Genomic DNA, 18,784 nt, shown 5'->3' on the forward strand with positions numbered 1-18,784 from the left:
TTTGAGGCGATTGCAAGGCCGTCCCCCTCATAGCCGTGATGAAGCTGCCGTGCAAAGCCATGAACCTCTGTGGCATTAGAAAGCTTGACCACTACTGTCACGGAGCGCACGCATCCAACGCCAGCGCTTGTGCGTTGCAGCCTTGTCAGAAAGGCGGAGTGAGGAATGATCGACGTTCAGGAAAGCGAAGTTCAGCTGATTCCCGGTCGGGATGAGAAGGTTGCGAACACTTTCAGCAGCGTGAAGGGCGCTTCAGCGGACCCGAGAACCCGGATGGTCGACACCACCATGCTTTATGCGCCCCGGTCCGGCGGCGTGAAGCGCTATCTGCTGGCCAAGAAGGCCTGGCTGGAGGCGAACCGTCCGGAGATCGCCCACACACTGGTCGTGCCGGGCGCGCGCTACCATTCGCGGCCAGGCCTGCTGACGCTGCAGGCGCCGAAGCTGCCCTTCGGCGACGGATACCGCTGGCCCACGTCCATCAAGCGCTGGAGCGCCTGGGTCGCGGCGACCCATCCCCACCTGATCGAGGCCGGCGACCCGTACACGCCGGGGCAGGGGGCGCTGGAGGCAGGGCAGCGGGCAGGGTGTCCGGTCATAGGCTTCTGTCATTCGGATCCGGCTGCGCTGGCGGCGCTGCATTTCGGGGAATGGGCCAAAAAGCCGGTGGAGAAGCGCTGGTCGAAGCTGTTCTGCCAGTTCGACCGGGTGGTTTCACCCAGCCGCTACATCGCCCGACGTCTGGAAGAAGCGAGGGTGCCCAATATCGTGGTCCAGCCCCTTGGCGTGGAGGTGGACACCTTCCGACCGGACCGGGCCGACCGGGCCGGTCTGCTGAAGCAACTGGGCCTGCGGTCCGATGCGCGGCTGCTGGTGTTCGCCGGGCGTCCGGCGCGCGAGAAGAACATCGATGTCCTGATCCGGGCGGTCCAGAAGCTGGGCCCGCCCTATCATCTGGTGCTGGTGGGCGCGGGCATGGGCCTGCCCCGGGAGGACCGGGTTATTTCGCTTCCCTATGAAACGGATCCTCGTGCTGTGGCCCGGATCGTAGCCAGCTGTGACGCCTTTGTGCACGCCAACGACCGTGAGCCCTTCGGCCTGATCGTGCTGGAGGCCATGGCCTGCGGACGAGCCGTGGTGGGGGTGAACGCCGGCGGGGTGGCGGAAACCGTGGACCGCGAGGTCGGCGAACTGGCCATGGCCGCCGAGCCCACCGCATTCGCCGCCGCCATCGAGGCCCTGTTCGAGCGTGACGTGGAGGCGATCGGCCAGGCCGCGCGGGTACGAGCGGTCGAGCGGTTCTCATGGGGTCGCGTTTTCGAGGACCTGTGCATGGTCTATGGCGAAGTCAGCGGCCAGGCCGCCTTCGTCCAGCCGGGCGAGGCCTATCGGGTCCACTGAGACCGTCGGCCCGAAGACAGTGAAACCTGGAGCCTCATCGGATCAGGGGGCTCGCTTTGTCTCTTTCACGTCGGCCGGCGTAACGCCTGCAATCCAAGCGCGTGAGCGAAGGGGGAGCGCAGAAAGCTGAAAAATGATGGCGACGCCTTGCCGTACAAGGCATCGGCTCGCAGCAATGCGGGATTTTCGGCTGGCGGCGAGGGAAATGAAAAGCGCCATTCCCTCGAAAGAAGGAATGGCGCGAGTGACGGGGCTCGAACCCGCGACCTCCGGCGTGACAGGCCGGCACTCTAACCAACTGAGCTACACCCGCGTATTCCCTCGGCGCGAAGCAGTGCGTCGCAGCGAGGGGCGTCGTTTAGGCGGCGCCCCTCGCGCCGTCAAGCGGCATGAGCGACGAAATTATCGCACTTCGGATTCCGGCGCCGCCGGACCCACCGGATTGACGACCTCGGACGCCTCGACCGGGCTCGGGATGTCATAGTGGACGCCCACCCCGGGGCCCAGCGGCAGGGCGAGGGCGGCCCAGGCGCCGGTCATCAGGGTGCCGAAGATCATGAAGGCGAGGGAGTAGGGCACCATGAGCGCCATCAGGCTGCCCAGTCCGAAGTCCTTGTCCCAGCGCTGGCAGAAGGCCAGGACCAGCGGGAAGTAGACCATCAGTGGCGTGACGATGTTGGTGACCGAATCGCCCATGCGGTAAGCAGCGGTCGTCATCTCGGGGCTGATTCCCAGCAGCATCAGCATGGGCACCAGCACCGGGGCCAGCATGGCCCACTTGGCGGCCGCCGACCCCACGAACAGATTGATGAGTCCGCTGACCAGAACCAGGGCCACCAGCAGGCCGAAGGTGTTCAGGCCGGATTGGCTGATGGCCTCGGCGCCGCCGATAGCCATGATGGCTCCGAGGTTCGACCAGTTGAACATGGCCACGAAGTGCGCCGCCACGAAGGCCAGCACCACATAGGGGGCCATATCGGCCATGGCCTGGGAGGTCATCCGCACGATGTCGCGGTGCGTCTTCACCGTGCCCGCAACGACGCCGTAGGCCGCCCCTGTGGCGATGAACAGGGTGAAGAAGGCCGCCACGAGGGAGTTGAAGAAGGGCGCCATGCGCGCCGCGGGATCTGCTCCGTCAGGATCATAGAGGGGCGCGCCCGGGGCCAGCAGCATGGCGGCCCAGGCGGCGATGACCAGCAACAGGACCAGGCCGGCCCAGATCAGGCCCTTGCGCTCGCGCGGGCCCAGTTCGCCGTCCTCAAGCTTGATGGGCGCGTCGGCGGAGGGCGTCCACTTGCCCAGCCGCGGTTCAATGATCTTGTCTGTCACCCACCAGCCCAGCGGGACGAACAGGAAGGTCATGGCCACGATGAAGAACCAGTTTCCGGCCGGGTTCATCTGCCAGGACGGATCGATCAGGTGAGCCGCTGTCTCGGTGATGCCCAGCAGCAGCACATCCAGCTGCCCCGGAACGATGTTGGAGGAGAAGGCGGCGGAAACCCCCGCGAAAGCGGCGGAAATGCCGACGATAGGGTGACGCCCCGCCGCCGCGTAGAGCACGCCGGCCAGGGGCACCAGCACCACATAGCCGGCGTCCACCGCGTGACTGCTGAGAATGGCGATGAAGATGACGATGGGGGTCAGCAGGGCCGTCGGCGCCCGGCGGACGCCCGCCCGCATGGCGGCGGAGAAGAGACCCGTTCGCTCGGCCACCCCGGCGCCCAGCATGACCACCAGCACATAGCCGAGGGGTGCGAAGCCGGTCAGGGTGCGCGGCATCTCCACCAGCAGCCGGCGGAGGTTGTCCGATGACAACAGGTTTTCGGCGATGATGGGTTCGGCCGTGATGGGGTTCACCGCCGCCCAGCCCGCGTAGGCGGCGAAGACACTGACACCCATCAGAATGGCGATCAGCCAGACGAAGATGAACACGGGGTCGGGCAGCTTGTTGCCCGCCTTCTCGATGCCGTTCAGCAGCCAGTTGCCGATGCCCATGCGTCTGTTTTCCTGATCCTCGGCCCCTCCGGCCCTATGCGATCCAAAGGGAGGGGCGTTAAGCTGAAAAATCAACCCTCATGGTTGCGAACCATTCTCAATAAAATCCTTATGCGACATGGGTTTGAACCGCTCGCGTCTTGGGTCTAGAAGACGCGCGAATCCGCCGCCTCCCCCGGCGAACCAGGCGTGGTCTCGATGAACGAATTTCTTCTGGAATATCTGCCGATCGTGGTCTTCTTCGGGATCGCGACGGTGCTTGGCCTCGGCTTCATGCTCGCCGCCTGGGTGCTGGCGCCCAAGAATCCCGACACCGAAAAATTGTCCGCCTATGAGTGCGGCTTCAACGCCTTCGACGATGCGCGGATGAAGTTCGACGTCCGGTTCTATCTGGTGTCGATCCTGTTCATCATCTTCGATCTGGAAATCGCTTTCCTGTTCCCGTGGGCGGTGGCGATGATGGGCATGCCGGGCGAGCACATGGTGTTCGCCTTCTGGTCGATGATGGTTTTCCTTGGCGTGCTGACCATCGGGTTCCTTTACGAATGGAAGAAGGGGGCCCTGGAATGGCAGTGACCGCCAAGACGGCCTCGGGTCTGGTTGTGCCGCCTGCATACGGCGCCGGCGCGCGCTCGACGGTCGAGGGGTATGATCCCGCCAAGCACGACCGCTTCTTCGAGCAGGTCAGCGATGAGCTGGACCAGCGCGGCTTCATCACCGCACCGCTGGACGACGTCATCACCTGGGCCCGCACCGGCAGCCTGATGTGGATGACCTTCGGTCTGGCGTGCTGTGCGGTGGAGATGATGCAGGCGTCCATGCCGCGCTACGACATGGAGCGCTTCGGCATGGCCCCGCGCGCCAGCCCGCGCCAGTCGGACCTGATGATCGTGGCCGGAACCCTGACCAACAAGATGGCTCCGGCTCTGCGCAAGGTCTACGACCAGATGCCGGACCCGCGTTACGTGCTGTCCATGGGTTCCTGCGCCAACGGCGGCGGGTACTACCACTATAGTTACAGTGTTGTTCGCGGTTGTGACCGCGTTGTGCCTGTGGACGTCTATGTGCCGGGGTGCCCGCCGACGGCGGAGGCGCTGCTGTACGGGCTGCTGCAGCTGCAGAAGAAGATCCGCCGCACCGGGACGATCGACCGATGACCGATGTGATGACCAAGGCTGAAAAGTCGCTGGGCACGCTGGGGCGCGCCATCCAGAAGGCGGGCGGCAAGGCCGTGACCGGCTGGAGCGTGGCGTTCGGCGAGTTGAGCATCGATGTGCGCCGCGACGACATCGTGGCGGTGCTGACGAAGCTGCGGGACCAGTTCGAGTTCCAGCAGCTGACCGATCTGGCGGGCGTGGATTATCCCGAGCGGGCCGAGCGGTTCGACGTGGTCTATCACCTGCTGTCGCTGACCAAGAACCTGCGCGTCCGCGTGCGGGTGATGACGGACGAGCGGGCGGCCGTGCCCAGCGTCACCGGCGTCTATCCGGCGGCGGACTGGTTCGAGCGCGAGGCGTTCGACATGTACGGCATGCTGTTCTCGGGCCACCCGGACCTGCGCCGGCTGCTGACCGACTACGGCTTCCAGGGCTATCCCCTGCGCAAGGACTTCCCCATGACCGGCTATGTGGAGGTCCGCTACGACGAGGAGCAGAAGCGGGTGGTCTATGAGCCCGTCAAGCTGGCCCAGGAATTCCGGAATTTCGACTTCCTGTCGCCGTGGGAAGGCGCCGAGTACGCCGCCCCGGTCCTGCCGGGCGACGAAAAGGCGATCGGCTCGGCCGGCAAGCCCAGCGGAGGCAAGGCGTGATGGCTGACGGTCAGGACACCAAGGCTCTGAAGGTCGACGCCCGCGACGAAGCCGCGCTGGAAACCGGCGCTGTCGCGTTCGATGCGCCAGTGAAGGACATGGACGACCGCAAGTTCACCATCAATTTCGGGCCCCAGCACCCGGCCGCGCACGGGGTGCTGCGTCTGGTGCTGGACCTGGACGGGGAGGTGGTGACGCGGGTGGACCCGCACATCGGCCTGCTGCACCGGGGCACGGAAAAGCTGATGGAGGCGCGGACCTACCTTCAGAACATCCCGTACTTCGACCGCCTCGACTATGTGGCGCCGATGAACCAGGAGCACGCCTTCTGCCTGGCCATCGAGAAGCTGGTTGGCATCGAGGTTCCGTACCGGGCCCAGCTGATCCGGGTGCTGTATTCGGAGATCGGCCGGATCCTGAGCCACCTGCTGAATGTGACGACCCAGGCCATGGACGTGGGCGCCCTGACGCCGCCGCTGTGGGGGTTCGAGCAGCGCGAACAGCTGATGGTGTTCTATGAGCGGGCCTGCGGCGCGCGCCTGCACGCCAACTATTTCCGTCCCGGCGGCGTCCACCAGGACCTGCCCGACGACCTGATCAACGACATCTCGAAGTGGTGCGAGGCCTTCCCGGAGGCCTTGAAGGACATCGAGAGCCTGGTCACCGAGAACCGGATCTTCAAGCAGCGCAACGTGGACATCGGCGTGGTGTCCAAGGAGGAAGCGCTGGCCTGGGGCTTCTCGGGCGTGATGCTGCGCGGCTCGGACATTCCGTGGGACCTGCGCAAGTCCCAGCCGTACGAATGCTATGACGAGATGGAATTCGACATCGTCGTGGGCAAGAACGGCGACTGCTGGGATCGTTACCTCTGCCGCATCGAGGAGATGAAGCAGTCGGTGCGGATCATGGAGCAGTGCATCCACAAGCTGCGCAATTTCCGCGGCCCGGTGATGGTCGAGAACAACAAGGTCGCCCCGCCGCGTCGGGGCGAGATGAAGCGGTCGATGGAAGCCCTGATCCATCACTTCAAGCTGTACACCGAGGGCTTCCATACGCCGGAAGGCGAGGTCTATGCGGCGGTCGAGGCCCCCAAGGGCGAGTTCGCCGTCTATCTGGTGTCCGACGGCACCAACAAGCCGTACCGCTGCAAGATCGTGGCGCCCGGCTTCAAGCACCTGCAGGCCATGGACTGGATGAACCGCGGCCACATGCTGGCCGACGTGTCCGCCATCCTGGGCTCGCTCGACATCGTGTTCGGAGAGGTGGACCGATGAGCCTGCCCCCGATGATTTTCTCGGTTTGGGATTTTGCCTGGCTAGTCCCGGTAATATTGATTCTGGCTGTCTTTTCGTCTTCCAGCCACATCGGCCAACAGAGGTTGCCGGGTTGGGCCGTCTATCGACGCATGGTCGTCGTGCAAGCTGCTACATTAATTCCGTTCCTGCTTGTGGTTCGAGCCATCGACCGCGCTGACTCGGCGAGTTGGTGGGCGACGCTGGCATACGGGGTCGCTGCCAGTGCAATCATCTGGCTGGCTCTCCTGGCCATTCCTTCAGTCCGCCGTTGGCTTGGAGAAATGTCGCGGTGTTCCCGAGCTTCAAGAATGAGTTCAGCGCAATGAGCGTTCGTCGTCTCGCCAAGGAACAACCGGCCTCGTTCGCCTTTTCGAAGGACACGAAGAAGAAGGCCGACTGGTGGATCGCCAAATATCCGGCGGAGCGGAAGGCTTCGGCGGTGATCCCGATCCTGTGGCTGGTGCAGAAGCAGGAAGGGTGGGTCAGCGAGCCCGCCATCCGCGCCATCGCCGAGCTGCTGGCCATGCCCTACATCCGGGTGCTGGAGGTGGCGACCTTCTACACCATGTTCCAGCTGGAGCCCGTGGGGCGGACCGCTCTGATCCAGGTGTGCGGCACCACGCCTTGCATGCTGCGCGGCGCCAATGAACTGATGGCCACCTGCCGCGAGAAGATCGGGGCCAAGGACAAGCTGTCGGCCGACGGCCGCTTCACCTGGCAGGAAGTGGAGTGCCTGGGCGCGTGCGCCAATGCGCCAATGGCCCAGATCAACGACTACTATTTCGAAGACCTGACGCCGGAAATCCTGGCGCAGATCATCGACGACTTCGCTGCGGGCAAGGCGCCCAAGGCCGGCTCCTATGTGGGTCGCACGTCGTCGGAGCCCGAGGGCGGGGCGACGACCCTGACCGATCCGAAGCTGTATGACGGCTCGGCGGCGAAGCCGATCAAGAAGCTGCCCAACAGCGAACCGGCGAAGGAGCCGGCGTGATGGTGTTTGCGTCCTCCATTCACTCCGTCATCCCCGGGCTTGTCCCGGGGATACATACGCACGGAGCGGTCCGGGTTTTCCCGGCCCTGTCGGAGTCTATGGACCCTCGGGACAAGCCCGAGGGTGACGGATTTGTTCGGGTGGGAGATCGCGTATGAGCGCCCCTGATCTGGACAACGCCGAGGGCCGCAAGGCCTACCGCAATGAGCTGAACGGGGTGGCGCGGCCGTACCGCATGACTGGCCTGGTGTTCATCGTCATCGGCGCCTTCGTGCTGTGGGGCTCCACGCGCGGCTGGGCGGGTCTGACTGAGAGCGCCCAGGTCTGGGGCTACGGCGCCCTGGCCATCGGCTGGGTTCTGTTTCTGACTGCGACGTTCCTTCGGACGCGCCACCACAAGCGCCGCATGGCGCAGGGACTGTAGGACATGGTCGGCATTCTCGAAGACAAGGACCGCATCTTCACCAATCTGTACGGCTTCCATGACTGGACGCTGGAGGGGGCGAAGAAACGCGGGGCGTGGAACGCGACGGCGGACATGCTGGCGCTGGGCCGCGACTGGGTCATCACCAACGTCAAGAACTCGGGCCTGCGCGGCCGGGGCGGCGCCGGTTTCCCGACCGGGCTGAAGTGGTCCTTCATGCCCAAGGAGGTGAAGGACCGCCCGCACTATCTGGTGGTCAACGCCGACGAATCCGAACCGGGCACCTGCAAGGACCGGGAGATCATGCGCCACGATCCGCATCTGCTGATCGAAGGGTGCCTGATCGCCAGCTTCGCCATGCAGGCGCACGCCTGCTACATCTATCTGCGCGGCGAATATGTGCTTGAGCGCGAGCGCATGGAGGCGGCGGTCAGGCAGGCCTATGACGCCGGGCTTATCGGCAAGAACAACATCCATGGCTGGGACTTCGACGTCTACATCCACCACGGCGCCGGCGCCTATATCTGCGGCGAGGAGACGGCCCTGCTCGAGTCGCTGGAAGGCAAGAAGGGTCAGCCGCGGCTGAAGCCGCCGTTCCCGGCGGGCGCGGGCCTGTATGGCTGCCCCACCACGGTGAACAATGTGGAGTCCATCGCGGTCGTGGGTACGATCCTGCGGCGCGGGGCGGAATGGTTCGCGGGCTTCGGTCGTCCGAACAACACCGGCACCAAGATCATGTCGATCTCGGGCCACGTGAACCGCCCGTGCAATGTGGAAGAGGCCATGTCCATTCCGCTGCGCCAGCTGATCGAGGATCACTGCGGCGGTGTGCGGGGCGGCTGGGACAATCTGAAGGCCATCATCCCCGGCGGATCGTCGGTTCCGTTGATCACCCGCGAGATGTCCGAAGCCGCGCTGATGGATTTCGACAGCCTGCGCGACATGAAGTCGGGCCTGGGCACGGCGGCGGTGATCGTGATGGACCAGTCGACCGACCTGGTCCGCGCCATCGCCCGCATCAGCTATTTCTACAAGCACGAGAGCTGCGGCCAGTGCACCCCGTGCCGCGAGGGCACGGGCTGGATGTGGCGGGTGCTGGAGCGCATGGCCGTGGGCGATGCGGATCCGTCGGAAATCGACCTGCTGCTGGATGTGGCCGGTCAGGTGGAAGGGCACACCATCTGCGCTCTCGGCGACGCGGCGGCGTGGCCGGTGCAGGGCCTGATCCGGCACTTCCGCCACGAGATCGAGGACCGCATCACCAGCTATCGCAACGCCCGCGGCGCCTTCGCCGGCCACGCGATCGCGGCGGAGTAGGGGATGCGCAACGCCTTTTCCATCATCGCCCTGACCGCCCTGCTGACCGCCTGCGGTCAGGCGGATGAGCCGGCCTCGGCGCCGGAGACGGCCGCTGAGCCCGCCGTCGTGACCCAGGCCTCGCCCGAGGCGCTGGATCAGGCCGGGCTGCGCGACGTCTGCCGCGCGGCCATCGCCACAGTGAACGAACTGCCGGTGGCCCTGATCGATGTGGACGGGGTCGAGACGCTGGACGAAGGCGAGGCGGTGAACCTGTCCTGGCGCGCGCCGGTGGACGGGGGCCGCGCCCAGGCCCAGTGCCGCGTCGAAGGCGACGTGGTGGTGTGGCGCCTGACCGGCCTGCCGGACCCCGAGGCCCAGGTGTGGCGCACCGGACTGGCCGACCCCATCGTCCGCTATGTTCGCGAGAACGGCCAGATCACCATTATCCAGACGTTCCCGGACGGAACGAGCTCGCAGACGCAAGTGTCTGCGAATACTGAGGAAGAGGCCCGCTGATGGGGGGGCTGACGCTCAGCAATTACTGGATCGGCCCCGCAACCTTCCTGGCTACGCTGTGGTGGGTTTATGTGGTGGCTGCGGCTGTTTCGGTGCTTTACGCGGTTCGTGTGAAGTCGCTTTCGCGCGGTGTCGTGCTGGTGGCCGGAGCCCTGTTGCCGATCGTTGCCTATCTGCTAGGCGCCATGACCATAGGGTCGTGGGGTCATCTATCCGCGCCCAATGCGATTTATGACCTGCTGGTCGTTTGCGTGGCCCTTGCGTGGCCCGCGATCGTCGTGGGCCTGATCCTAAAGGGAACGGCCATGGTGGCGTTTAAGTCTGTTCTTGGAGCTGCTGCTCATGCCCGTCGCTAAGGTCAACGGCGTAGAGATCGAGTTCGAGCCCGGCATGACCGTGCTCCAGGTCGCCGAGAAGGCGGGGCAGGAGATTCCGCGTTTCTGCTATCACGAGCGGCTGTCCATCGCCGGCAACTGCCGCATGTGTCTGGTGGAAGTGAAGCCGGGGCCGCCCAAGCCGCAGGCCTCGTGCGCCCTGCCGGCCGCTGACGGGCAGGAGATCTTCACCAACACCCCCATGGTCGAGAAGGCCCGCAAAGGGGTGATGGAGTTCCTGCTGATCAATCACCCGCTGGATTGCCCGATCTGCGACCAGGGCGGGGAATGCGATCTTCAGGATCAGGCCATGGCCTATGGCCGTGACGCCTCGCGCTATGCCGAGAACAAGCGCGCGGTCGAAGAAAAGCACATGGGTCCGACCATCAAGACCTTCATGACGCGGTGCATCCAGTGCACGCGCTGTGTGCGGTTCATCACCGAGGTGGCGGGCGTGCCGGAGATCGGCATGATTTCGCGCGGCGAGAGCGCCGAGATCACCACCTATCTGGAAAAGTCGGTGGACTCCGAGCTGTCGGGCAACGTCAACGACCTGTGCCCGGTGGGCGCCCTGACGCACCGGCCATGGCAGTACCACTACCGCCCGTGGGAGCTGAAGAAGACCGAGACCATCGACGTGATGGACGCCCTGGGCTCCAACATCCGCGCCGACAGCCGGGGCGCCGAGGTCATGCGCGTGCTGCCGCGGGTTCACGAGGGCATCAACGAGGAATGGCTGTCGGACCGCAGCCGCTATGTGGTGGACGGGCTGACCAAGCGCCGACTGGACCGCCCGTGGGTGCGCGAGGGCGGCAAGCTGCGCCCCGCCACGTGGGACGAGGCGCTGGGCGTCGTGGCCGGCAAGCTGAAGGCGGCCAAGCCGGAGAAGATCGGCGCCATCGCCGGCGACCTGCAGGACGCGGAGTCCATGAAGGCGACGCTGGACCTGTTCCGGGCGCTGGGGTCGGCCAACACCGACTGCCGTCAGGACGGCGCGGCGCTGGGCGGGGCCGAGCGCGAGGGCTGGCTGTTCAACAGCGGTCTGGCGGGCATCGAGAACGCGGACGCCATCCTGATGGTGGGCGTCAATCCGCGCGTCGAGGCGCCCCTGCTGAACGCCCGCATCCGCAAGGGCTGGCTGTCGGGCCGCACCGAGGTGATGGTGATCGGCGAGCAGGCCGATCTGACCTACGGCTATCAGTATCTGGGCGCCGGGACCAAGACCGTCGGCAAGCTGCCCAAGGCGGCCATGGACCTGCTGACCAGGGCCGAGCGTCCGGCGATCATCGTGGGCTCCGCCGCCCTGACCGGCGAGACCGGTCCCGCGGTCCTGGGCGCGCTGGGCAAGCTGGCGGCCAAGGTCGGCGTGGTTGTGGACGGCTGGAACGGCTTCAACGTGCTGCACAATGCGGCGGCGCGGGTCGGCGGTCTGGATATGGGATTCACGCCCGGCGAAGGCGGCCTGTCGGCGGTGGAGATGGTTCAGAAGGGCGCGCTGGACGTGCTGTTCCTGCTGGGCGCGGACGAGATCGACGCCTCGAAGTCGAAGGCCTTCAAGATCTATCTGGGCAGCCACGGCGACGCGGGCGCCCACGGGGCGGACGTGATCCTGCCGGGCGCGGCCTATACCGAGAAGTCGGGCCTGTATGTGAACACCGAGGGCCGGGTGCAGATGACCGAGCGGGTGGTGTTCCCCAAGGGCGAGGCCAGGGAAGACTGGGCCATCCTGCGGGCCCTGTCCGAGCGCGTGGGTCAGACCCTGCCGTACGACAGCCTCAACCAGCTGCGGGCTGTGCTGATGGCCGATCATCCGACCTTCGGCCGGGTGGACTATCTGGCTCCGGCGCGGGTGTTCGCCGTCGACAAGCTGGGCGGCAAGGGCGAGCTGGGCGACGTCACGTTCGCCCCGGCCCTGAAGGACCCGTATCTGACCAACCCGATCGCGCGCGCGTCCGAGACCATGGCCGAACTGTCGGCCCAGCGTTCGGCGCCCCGGCTGATGGCGGCGGAGTAAGTGATGGAAGCGACCACGACCTCATTCTGGAGCACGCCGCTGGGCTGGACCCTGATGACTGCCGGCGGAATCCTGCTGGTCACCGTCGGGATCCTGATCTCGCTTGCGTTCCTGCTGTTGGCCGACCGCAAGATCTGGGCGGGCGTGCAGTTGCGCAAGGGTCCCAATGTGGTGGGGCCGTTCGGTCTGCTGCAGTCGTTCGCGGACTTCTTCAAATTCGTCCTGAAGGAGATCGTGGTCCCGGCGGGCGCGGACAAGATCGTGTTCCTGCTGGCGCCGCTGCTGACCTTCATCCTGGCGTTCATCGCCTGGGCCGTGGTGCCGTTCGCGCCGGGCTGGGTGGTGTCGGACCTGAACGTGGGCGTGCTGTACCTGTTCGCCGTGTCGTCGCTGGGCGTCTACGGCATCATCATGGGCGGCTGGGCCTCCAATTCGAAGTATCCGTTCCTGGGCTCGCTGCGCTCGGCGGCCCAGATGGTCAGCTACGAGGTGTCGCTGGGCCTGATCATCGTCACGGTGATCCTGCTGGCGGGCAGCATGAACCTGACCGCCATCGTGCAGAACCAGGCCGGCTGGTTCTGGAACTGGCACACCTTCGGCGGCGGGCTTCAGAACTGGCCGCTGCTGGTGGTCATGTTCCCGATGATGATCGTGTTCTTCGTCTCGGCCCTGGCCGAGACGAACCGCCCGCCGTTCGACCTGCCCGAGGCGGAGTCCGAACTGGTGGCCGGGTATCAGGTGGAATACTCCTCCACCCCGTACCTGCTGTTCATGATCGGCGAGTACGCCAACATCGTGCTGATGTGCGTGCTGCTGACCCTGCTGTTCTGGGGCGGCTGGAACCCGGGCTTCCCGACCGGATTCATGGACACCTGGCCGGTGTTCCTGGCCAATCTGTTCTATCTGGGCGTCTTCTGCGTGAAGGTGGTGGCCTGGTTCTTCATGTTCGCCCTGGTGAAGGCCTTCGTGCCTCGCTACCGCTATGACCAGCTGATGCGTCTGGGCTGGAAGGTGTTCCTGCCGTTCTCACTGGTGGCCGTGGTGCTGGTGGCGGCGTGGCGGGTGTTCGGGGGGACCCTCTGATGCGTGTCGGCCTTCCCATGGTCGTCGCCTGCGCGGTGCTGCTGACCGGTTGCGGTCCTGTGGTGTTCAGCCCCATGTCGACGCCCGCGCCCGTTCCCGCGGAGGTGGCCCTCGAGCGCCAGGAAGCGCGCGCCGACGCCGAGGCGGAACGCCTGCGCCGCTGCCAGATGGGCGAGACCGGCGTGCGCCGGGACGACCGCCGCTGCCGCGAAGGGGTTCCGAAATGATCGCGCGTCTCGTGACCGCACTGATCGTGACGGGCCTGCTGGTGTCGTGCGCCCCCTATGAGGCGGAGCCCACCTCCGTCTATCAGTGGGAGCGCCGCCAGGAGGGCATCGAGCGCGCCCACGCCCAGCGCGTGGAGCGCTGCCGCGCCATGAACCGAGACAGCGAGCGCTTCGCCCGTGAGTGCGCCGACCTGAGAGAGATCGACTGATGTTGAACCGTATCGGACAGGCCGTGAAAGGCGCGATGCTGATCGACGTGATCGGCGCCGTCGGCCTGTCGTTCAAATACATGATGAAGCCCAAGGCGACGGTGAACTATCCGTTCGAGCGCGGGCCGCAATCTCCGCGCTTCCGGGGCGAGCACGCCCTGCGCCGCTATCCCAACGGCGAGGAGCGCTGCATCGCGTGCAAGCTGTGCGAGGCCATCTGCCCGGCCCAGGCCATCACTATTGAGTCCGAGCCGCGCTCGGACGGCAGCCGCCGCACGACCCGCTATGACATCGACATGGTGAAGTGCATCTACTGCGGCCTGTGCCAGGAGGCCTGCCCGGTGGACGCCATCGTCGAGGGGCCGAACAGCGAGTACGCCACCGAGACGCGCGAGGAGCTGTATTTCGACAAGGACCGCCTGCTGGCCAACGGGGACCGTTGGGAGCGGGTGATCGCGAAGAATCTGGAACTGGACGCCCCCTACCGATAAGAGGGGCGCCGATTCCACGCATGAGTTCTGCCATGTCGCCGTCGGGGGCGGGCAGGGGATTTCACAAGGGCTTCGGGGCGTCCCGGACTCCGCACGGTTTTTGAGAGGGGCTTGGTCCCGCCGATGATACAGGCGATCGCCTTCTATCTGCTGGCCACGGTGAGCGTGGTGTCCGCGTTGCTGGTCGTGACGGCCAGGAACCCGGTGCACTCGGTGCTGTGGCTGATCACCACCTTTTTCTCGGCCGCCGGCCTGTTCGTCATGCTGGGCGCCGAGTTCCTGGCCATGCTGCTGGTGGTGGTCTACGTCGGCGCCGTGGCGGTGCTGTTCCTGTTCGTCGTCATGATGCTGGACGTGGACTTCGTGCAGCTGCGCGAGGGCTATGCGAAGTACTTCCCGCTGGCGGCCATCGTCGGCCTGATCCTGCTGGCCGAGATGATCGTGGTGGCGGTGGCGGCGGCGCAGGGCGGGGCGGCGCGCGGGGCCGAGCTGATCCCGGCCACGGACGTGTCCAACGTCGAGGCGATCGGTCGCGTGCTCTACACCGAGTACGTCTACATCTTCCAGGCGGCAGGTCTGGTGCTGCTGGTGGCCATGATCGGCGCCATCGTCCTGACCCTGCGCTACAAGCCCAACATCAAGCGTCAGGACATCGGCCGCCAGGTGAACCGGCGCCAGTCCGACGCCTACGCCAACGTCCAGGCCGAGAGCGGCAAGGGCGTCACCCTGGAGGATCTGAAATGATCGGTCTGCCGCACTATCTGGCGGTCGCCGCGATCCTGTTCACCATCGGGGTGTTCGGCATCTTCGTGAACCGCAAGAACATCATCATCATCCTGATGTCGATCGAGTTGATCCTGCTGTCGGTGAACATCAATTTCGTCGCCTTCTCGGCCTATCTGAACGATATCTCCGGGCAGATCATGGCCATGTTCATCCTGACCGTCGCCGCCGCCGAGGCGGCCATCGGCCTGGCCATCCTGGTGACCTTCTTCCGCAACCGCGGCGACATCGCGGTTGATGATGCTTCGATGATGAAGGGCTGACGCGCGTGACCATCGAGACCCTCGTCACAATCGGCGTCTTCGCCCCGCTGCTGGGCGCGATGATCGCCGGTTTCTTCGGCCGCCGGATCGGCAACATCGCCTCGCAGGCGGTGACCACCGGCCTGCTGTTCGTATCGTGCATCATCGCCTGGGTGGTGTTCAGCCAGCATACCTGGGGGCACATGGAGGCCTTCACGGTCGAGCTGTTCCCCTTCATCAATGTGGGCGATTTCCAGTCGACCTGGTCGGTGCGGGTGGACGCCCTGTCGGCGGTGATGCTGGTGGTGGTGACCTCGGTCTCGTCGCTGGTGCACCTGTATTCCTGGGGCTACATGGCCGAGGACGACTCCCGGCCGCGCTTCTTCGCCTATCTGTCCCTGTTCACCTTCATGATGCTGGCGCTGGTGACGGCGGCCGACTTCATGCAGCTATTCTTCGGCTGGGAAGGGGTGGGGCTGGCGTCCTATCTGCTGATCGGATTCTGGTACAAGAAGCCCACCGCCAGCGCCGCCGCCATCAAGGCCTTCGTGGTCAACCGGGTGGGCGATTTCGGCTTTGTGCTGGGCATCATCACCGTGTTCTGGATGTTCGGCACCATCAAGTTCGCCGAGCTGTTCCCGCTGATCGCGGCCCAGTCGGGCGCGGGCTGGGACTTCATCGGCCAGCGCTGGTCGGCGCTGGATCTGGCGGCGTTCCTGCTGTTCATCGGCGCCATGGGCAAGTCGGCCCAGTTCTTCCTGCACACCTGGCTGCCCGACGCCATGGAGGGCCCGACGCCCGTGTCGGCCCTGATCCACGCCGCCACCATGGTGACGGCCGGCGTCTACATGGTCTGCCTGCTGTCGCCGATCTATGAGTATGCGCCGACCGCGTCGCTGATCGTAGCGATCATCGGCGGCATCACGGCCCTGTTCGCCGCCACCGTCGGCCTGGCCCAGAACGACATCAAGCGGGTCATCGCCTATTCGACCTGTTCGCAGCTGGGTTACATGTTCTTCGCGGCGGGCGTCGGCGCCTATCAGGCGGCCATGTTCCACCTGTTCACCCACGCCTTCTTCAAGGCCCTGCTGTTCCTGGGCGCCGGTTCGGTGATCCACGGCATGCACCACGAGCAGGACATGCGGAACATGGGCGGGCTGGCGAAACTGCTGCCCATCACCTATGGCGCGATGATGATCGGCACCATCGCCATCACCGGCCTGGGCATTCCCGAGCTGAAGTGGGGCTTCGCCGGCTTCTATTCCAAGGACTCGATCCTGGAGAGCGCCTTCGCCTCGGCGGACTACAGCCCGGCGGGCCTGTTCGTCTTCTTCATCGGCCTGTTCGCGGCCGGGCTGACGGCCTACTATTCCTGGCGTCTGATCTTCATGACCTTCCACAACAAGCCTGTGTGGAAGGACGCGCACGCGCCGGTCGAGCATCATCACGACGACCATGCCACGGACGCCCAGAAGGAAACCCACACCGAGCCGCTGATGGACGACGCCGTGGCCGCGCATACGGATGCGCACCATGACGACCATCACGACGATCACGGTCATCATGGCCCGCTGAAGCCGCACGAGAGCCCGTGGACCATGCTGATCCCACTGATCGTGCTGTCGATCGGCGCGGTGGCGGCGGGCTTTGTCTTCTACGACAATTTCGTGGGCCACCACGAAGCCGAGTTCTGGCGCGGGGCGATCTTCACCGCCGAGGCCAACAGCGTCCTGTACGACAGCCACTATGTGCCGCGCTGGGTGCTTTGGGCCCCCGTGGTGCTGACCCTGCTGGGCACCTTCGTGGCGTTCTGGATCTATGTGCTCAAGGAAGGCATGGCCCGGCGCATGGCCGAGCGGGGCAACATCCTCCACACCTTCTTCTACAACAAGTGGTTCTTCGACGAGCTGTACGACGTGGTTTTCGTCAAGAGCGCCCGGGCCATCGGGGACTTCTTCTGGAAGATCGGGGACGTGAAGATCATCGACGGCCTCGGCCCCAACGGCGCCGCCTGGGCCTCGCTGAAATCGGCCGCCCGGCTGGCCAGGGTCCAGTCCGGCTATGTCTATCACTATGCGTTCGTGATGCTGCTGGGTGTGGCGGGTCTTCTCGCCTTCGCCATCGCGACGTGGGGAGCCTGAGCCCGTGCCCTACATCCTGAGCATCGTAACCTTCCTGCCGCTGGTCGGCGCCCTGGCCGTGCTGATCGCGCGCGTCATGGCGAAGTCCGAAGAGGCCGCCGCCGGTCCGGCCCGCTGGATCGCCCTGATCGCCAGCCTGGTTGTGCTGGCCGTCTCGGTCGTGCTGGTGGCCGGGTTCGATCCGTCGAACCCCGCCTATCAGTTCGTGGAGATGGTCCCCTGGTTCGCCGGGGCCAGCTATCACCTGGGCGTGGACGGGATCTCGATCCTGTTCGTGCTGCTGAGCGCCTTCCTGCTGCCCATCTGCATCATCGCCAGCTGGTCCTCCATCAAGGAGCGGGTGGCGGAGTACATGATCGCCTTCCTGATCCTGGAGACGCTGCTGATCGGCGTGTTCACGGCGCTGGACCTGTTTCTGTTCTACATCTTCTTTGAAGGCACCCTGGTGCCGATGTTCATCATCATCGGGGTGTGGGGCGGCGCGAACCGCATCTATGCGGCCTACAAGCTGTTCCTCTACACCCTGCTGGGGTCGGTGCTGATGCTGGCGGCCATGCTGTACATGGCGACCACGGCGGGCACCTCCAGCATTCCCGAGCTGACCGCCTATGACTGGCCGGTCGGGGTGCAGACCTTCCTGTGGCTGGCCTTCTTCGCCTCTTTCGCGGTGAAGATGCCCATGTGGCCGGTGCACACTTGGCTGCCGGACGCCCACGTGCAGGCGCCGACGGCGGGGTCTGTGATCCTGGCGGGCATCCTGCTGAAGCTGGGCGGCTACGGCTTCATCCGTTTCAACCTGCCCATGTTCCCCGAAGCGTCAGAGTACTTCACCCCGCTGGTGATGGTGCTGTCGGTGATCGCCATCATCTACACCTCGCTGGTCGCCTTCCGTCAGACCGACATCAAGAAGCTGATCGCCTATTCGTCCGTGGCCCACATGGGCTTCGTGACCATGGGCATCTTCGCCGGCAATGATCAGGGCGTGCAGGGCGCGGTGTTCCAGATGATCAGCCACGGGCTGATCTCCTCGGCGCTCTTCCTGTGCGTGGGCGTGGTCTATGACCGGATGCACACCCGCGAGATCGCCTTCTACGGCGGGCTGACCGCGCGCATGCCGTGGTTCGCGGCCATCTTCCTGATGTTCACCATGGCCAATGTGGGCCTGCCGGGCACCTCGGGATTCATCGGCGAGGTGCTGACCATGGTCGGCGCCTACCAGGTCTCCACCTGGGCGGTGTTCTTCGCGGCCTCGGGCGTGATCCTGTCGGCGGTCTATGCGCTGACCCTGTACCGCAACGTCATGTTCGGCGAGATCACCAATCCGGCGCTGAAGGCCATCACCGACATCGACCGGCGCGAGTTGCTGGTCTTTGTGCCCCTCATCATCGGCACGATCTGGCTGGGGGTCTATCCGGCCGTCGTGCTGGACATCACCCAGGCTTCGGTCAGCGCGGTGACGACCGCCTATCAGACCGCGATCGGCGGATAA

20 protein-coding genes and 1 tRNA gene are annotated in these 18,784 nt (G+C 65.4%); 19 read left to right on the forward strand and 2 right to left on the reverse strand.

Annotation, left to right across the window (positions count from 1 at the left end; all coding sequences use genetic code 11):
• Positions 1 to 273: 273 nt before the first annotated feature.
• A complete protein-coding gene (locus tag C0461_RS01090; protein ID WP_363377304.1) occupies positions 274 to 1,401 on the forward strand; it encodes a glycosyltransferase in 1,128 nt (375 codons plus the stop codon).
• A 236-nt stretch (positions 1,402 to 1,637) separates the two neighbouring features.
• Here the strand turns inward: C0461_RS01090 and C0461_RS01095 are convergent.
• Positions 1,638 to 1,714: transfer RNA gene (locus C0461_RS01095), tRNA-Asp, on the reverse strand.
• A gap of 89 nt (positions 1,715 to 1,803) precedes the next feature.
• The gene (locus C0461_RS01100; RefSeq protein WP_292103197.1) at positions 1,804 to 3,396 is read right to left on the reverse strand and encodes an AbgT family transporter; all 1,593 of its coding nucleotides are present in this window, start codon (positions 3,394 to 3,396) and stop codon (positions 1,804 to 1,806) included.
• Positions 3,397 to 3,594: 198 nt separating this feature from the next.
• Here C0461_RS01100 and C0461_RS01105 point away from each other — a divergent pair, with 198 nt between their 5' ends.
• From C0461_RS01105 to C0461_RS01190, 18 genes are all read left to right on the forward strand, one after another.
• Positions 3,595 to 3,972, forward strand: coding sequence for an NADH-quinone oxidoreductase subunit A (locus C0461_RS01105; RefSeq protein ID WP_292103200.1), 378 nt, complete (start codon positions 3,595 to 3,597; stop codon positions 3,970 to 3,972).
• A complete protein-coding gene (locus C0461_RS01110; RefSeq protein ID WP_292103201.1) occupies positions 3,942 to 4,553 on the forward strand; it encodes an NADH-quinone oxidoreductase subunit B in 612 nt (203 codons plus the stop codon). Before C0461_RS01105 ends, C0461_RS01110 begins: the two co-directional genes overlap by 31 nt.
• Complete coding sequence (locus C0461_RS01115; RefSeq protein WP_292103203.1) at positions 4,550 to 5,206, forward strand: NADH-quinone oxidoreductase subunit C; 657 nt, start codon at positions 4,550 to 4,552, stop codon at positions 5,204 to 5,206. Before C0461_RS01110 ends, C0461_RS01115 begins: the two co-directional genes overlap by 4 nt.
• A 98-nt stretch (positions 5,207 to 5,304) precedes the next feature.
• A complete protein-coding gene (locus tag C0461_RS01120; RefSeq protein ID WP_196838978.1) occupies positions 5,305 to 6,480 on the forward strand; it encodes an NADH-quinone oxidoreductase subunit D in 1,176 nt (391 codons plus the stop codon).
• Between the two features lie 343 nt (positions 6,481 to 6,823).
• Positions 6,824 to 7,492 (forward strand): NADH-quinone oxidoreductase subunit NuoE, encoded by a 669-nt coding sequence (gene nuoE, locus C0461_RS01125; RefSeq protein ID WP_292103205.1) that lies wholly within the window; start codon positions 6,824 to 6,826, stop codon positions 7,490 to 7,492.
• 154 nt (positions 7,493 to 7,646) lie between these two features.
• Positions 7,647 to 7,916 carry a hypothetical protein gene (locus C0461_RS01130; RefSeq protein ID WP_292103207.1) on the forward strand — a complete coding sequence of 90 codons (270 nt, stop codon included), beginning with the start codon at positions 7,647 to 7,649 and terminating at the stop codon, positions 7,914 to 7,916.
• Positions 7,917 to 7,919: 3 nt separating this feature from the next.
• Complete coding sequence (gene nuoF, locus C0461_RS01135; protein ID WP_292103210.1) at positions 7,920 to 9,233, forward strand: NADH-quinone oxidoreductase subunit NuoF; 1,314 nt, start codon at positions 7,920 to 7,922, stop codon at positions 9,231 to 9,233.
• Between the two features lie 3 nt (positions 9,234 to 9,236).
• The gene (locus C0461_RS01140; protein ID WP_292103212.1) at positions 9,237 to 9,731 is read left to right on the forward strand and encodes a hypothetical protein; all 495 of its coding nucleotides are present in this window, start codon (positions 9,237 to 9,239) and stop codon (positions 9,729 to 9,731) included.
• Entirely contained in the window at positions 9,731 to 10,087 is a 357-nt protein-coding gene (locus C0461_RS01145) for a hypothetical protein (RefSeq protein ID WP_292103214.1), read from the forward strand. Before C0461_RS01140 ends, C0461_RS01145 begins: the two co-directional genes overlap by 1 nt.
• The gene (gene nuoG, locus C0461_RS01150) at positions 10,074 to 12,119 is read left to right on the forward strand and encodes an NADH-quinone oxidoreductase subunit NuoG (RefSeq protein WP_292103216.1); all 2,046 of its coding nucleotides are present in this window, start codon (positions 10,074 to 10,076) and stop codon (positions 12,117 to 12,119) included. The genes C0461_RS01145 and nuoG overlap by 14 nt, the downstream gene beginning before the upstream one ends.
• Positions 12,120 to 12,122: 3 nt before the next feature.
• Positions 12,123 to 13,202, forward strand: coding sequence for an NADH-quinone oxidoreductase subunit NuoH (nuoH, locus tag C0461_RS01155; protein WP_292103220.1), 1,080 nt, complete (start codon positions 12,123 to 12,125; stop codon positions 13,200 to 13,202).
• Positions 13,202 to 13,429 (forward strand): hypothetical protein, encoded by a 228-nt coding sequence (locus tag C0461_RS01160; protein ID WP_292103222.1) that lies wholly within the window; start codon positions 13,202 to 13,204, stop codon positions 13,427 to 13,429. Before nuoH ends, C0461_RS01160 begins: the two co-directional genes overlap by 1 nt.
• Positions 13,426 to 13,638 carry a hypothetical protein gene (locus tag C0461_RS01165; protein WP_292103223.1) on the forward strand — a complete coding sequence of 71 codons (213 nt, stop codon included), beginning with the start codon at positions 13,426 to 13,428 and terminating at the stop codon, positions 13,636 to 13,638. The genes C0461_RS01160 and C0461_RS01165 overlap by 4 nt, the downstream gene beginning before the upstream one ends.
• The gene (gene nuoI / locus C0461_RS01170; RefSeq protein ID WP_292103224.1) at positions 13,638 to 14,129 is read left to right on the forward strand and encodes an NADH-quinone oxidoreductase subunit NuoI; all 492 of its coding nucleotides are present in this window, start codon (positions 13,638 to 13,640) and stop codon (positions 14,127 to 14,129) included. Before C0461_RS01165 ends, nuoI begins: the two co-directional genes overlap by 1 nt.
• A 123-nt stretch (positions 14,130 to 14,252) precedes the next feature.
• Entirely contained in the window at positions 14,253 to 14,873 is a 621-nt protein-coding gene (locus C0461_RS01175; protein ID WP_292103226.1) for an NADH-quinone oxidoreductase subunit J, read from the forward strand.
• Positions 14,870 to 15,175, forward strand: coding sequence for an NADH-quinone oxidoreductase subunit NuoK (gene nuoK, locus C0461_RS01180; protein WP_292103229.1), 306 nt, complete (start codon positions 14,870 to 14,872; stop codon positions 15,173 to 15,175). Before C0461_RS01175 ends, nuoK begins: the two co-directional genes overlap by 4 nt.
• Positions 15,176 to 15,186: 11 nt before the next feature.
• A complete protein-coding gene (nuoL, locus tag C0461_RS01185; RefSeq protein WP_292103257.1) occupies positions 15,187 to 17,295 on the forward strand; it encodes an NADH-quinone oxidoreductase subunit L in 2,109 nt (702 codons plus the stop codon).
• A gap of 4 nt (positions 17,296 to 17,299) precedes the next feature.
• Positions 17,300 to 18,784 (forward strand): NADH-quinone oxidoreductase subunit M, encoded by a 1,485-nt coding sequence (locus tag C0461_RS01190; RefSeq protein WP_292103232.1) that lies wholly within the window; start codon positions 17,300 to 17,302, stop codon positions 18,782 to 18,784.

Source organism: Brevundimonas sp., from assembly GCF_013823285.1.
Taxonomy (GTDB): domain Bacteria; phylum Pseudomonadota; class Alphaproteobacteria; order Caulobacterales; family Caulobacteraceae; genus Brevundimonas.

What these genes read in the sequence shown, in the direction of transcription:
- C0461_RS01090 (WP_363377304.1), top strand. Translation starts at nt 274, where the DNA reads ATGGTCGACACCACCATGCTTTATGCGCCCCGGTCCGGCGGCGTGAAG.
- C0461_RS01100 (WP_292103197.1), bottom strand. Translation starts at nt 3,396, where the DNA reads ATGGGCATCGGCAACTGGCTGCTGAACGGCATCGAGAAGGCGGGCAAC.
- C0461_RS01105 (WP_292103200.1), top strand. Translation starts at nt 3,595, where the DNA reads ATGAACGAATTTCTTCTGGAATATCTGCCGATCGTGGTCTTCTTCGGG.
- C0461_RS01110 (WP_292103201.1), top strand. Translation starts at nt 3,942, where the DNA reads ATGGAAGAAGGGGGCCCTGGAATGGCAGTGACCGCCAAGACGGCCTCG.
- C0461_RS01115 (WP_292103203.1), top strand. Translation starts at nt 4,550, where the DNA reads ATGACCGATGTGATGACCAAGGCTGAAAAGTCGCTGGGCACGCTGGGG.
- C0461_RS01120 (WP_196838978.1), top strand. Translation starts at nt 5,305, where the DNA reads ATGGACGACCGCAAGTTCACCATCAATTTCGGGCCCCAGCACCCGGCC.
- nuoE (WP_292103205.1), top strand. Translation starts at nt 6,824, where the DNA reads ATGAGCGTTCGTCGTCTCGCCAAGGAACAACCGGCCTCGTTCGCCTTT.
- C0461_RS01130 (WP_292103207.1), top strand. Translation starts at nt 7,647, where the DNA reads ATGAGCGCCCCTGATCTGGACAACGCCGAGGGCCGCAAGGCCTACCGC.
- nuoF (WP_292103210.1), top strand. Translation starts at nt 7,920, where the DNA reads ATGGTCGGCATTCTCGAAGACAAGGACCGCATCTTCACCAATCTGTAC.
- C0461_RS01140 (WP_292103212.1), top strand. Translation starts at nt 9,237, where the DNA reads ATGCGCAACGCCTTTTCCATCATCGCCCTGACCGCCCTGCTGACCGCC.
- C0461_RS01145 (WP_292103214.1), top strand. Translation starts at nt 9,731, where the DNA reads ATGGGGGGGCTGACGCTCAGCAATTACTGGATCGGCCCCGCAACCTTC.
- nuoG (WP_292103216.1), top strand. Translation starts at nt 10,074, where the DNA reads ATGCCCGTCGCTAAGGTCAACGGCGTAGAGATCGAGTTCGAGCCCGGC.
- nuoH (WP_292103220.1), top strand. Translation starts at nt 12,123, where the DNA reads ATGGAAGCGACCACGACCTCATTCTGGAGCACGCCGCTGGGCTGGACC.
- C0461_RS01160 (WP_292103222.1), top strand. Translation starts at nt 13,202, where the DNA reads ATGCGTGTCGGCCTTCCCATGGTCGTCGCCTGCGCGGTGCTGCTGACC.
- C0461_RS01165 (WP_292103223.1), top strand. Translation starts at nt 13,426, where the DNA reads ATGATCGCGCGTCTCGTGACCGCACTGATCGTGACGGGCCTGCTGGTG.
- nuoI (WP_292103224.1), top strand. Translation starts at nt 13,638, where the DNA reads ATGTTGAACCGTATCGGACAGGCCGTGAAAGGCGCGATGCTGATCGAC.
- C0461_RS01175 (WP_292103226.1), top strand. Translation starts at nt 14,253, where the DNA reads ATGATACAGGCGATCGCCTTCTATCTGCTGGCCACGGTGAGCGTGGTG.
- nuoK (WP_292103229.1), top strand. Translation starts at nt 14,870, where the DNA reads ATGATCGGTCTGCCGCACTATCTGGCGGTCGCCGCGATCCTGTTCACC.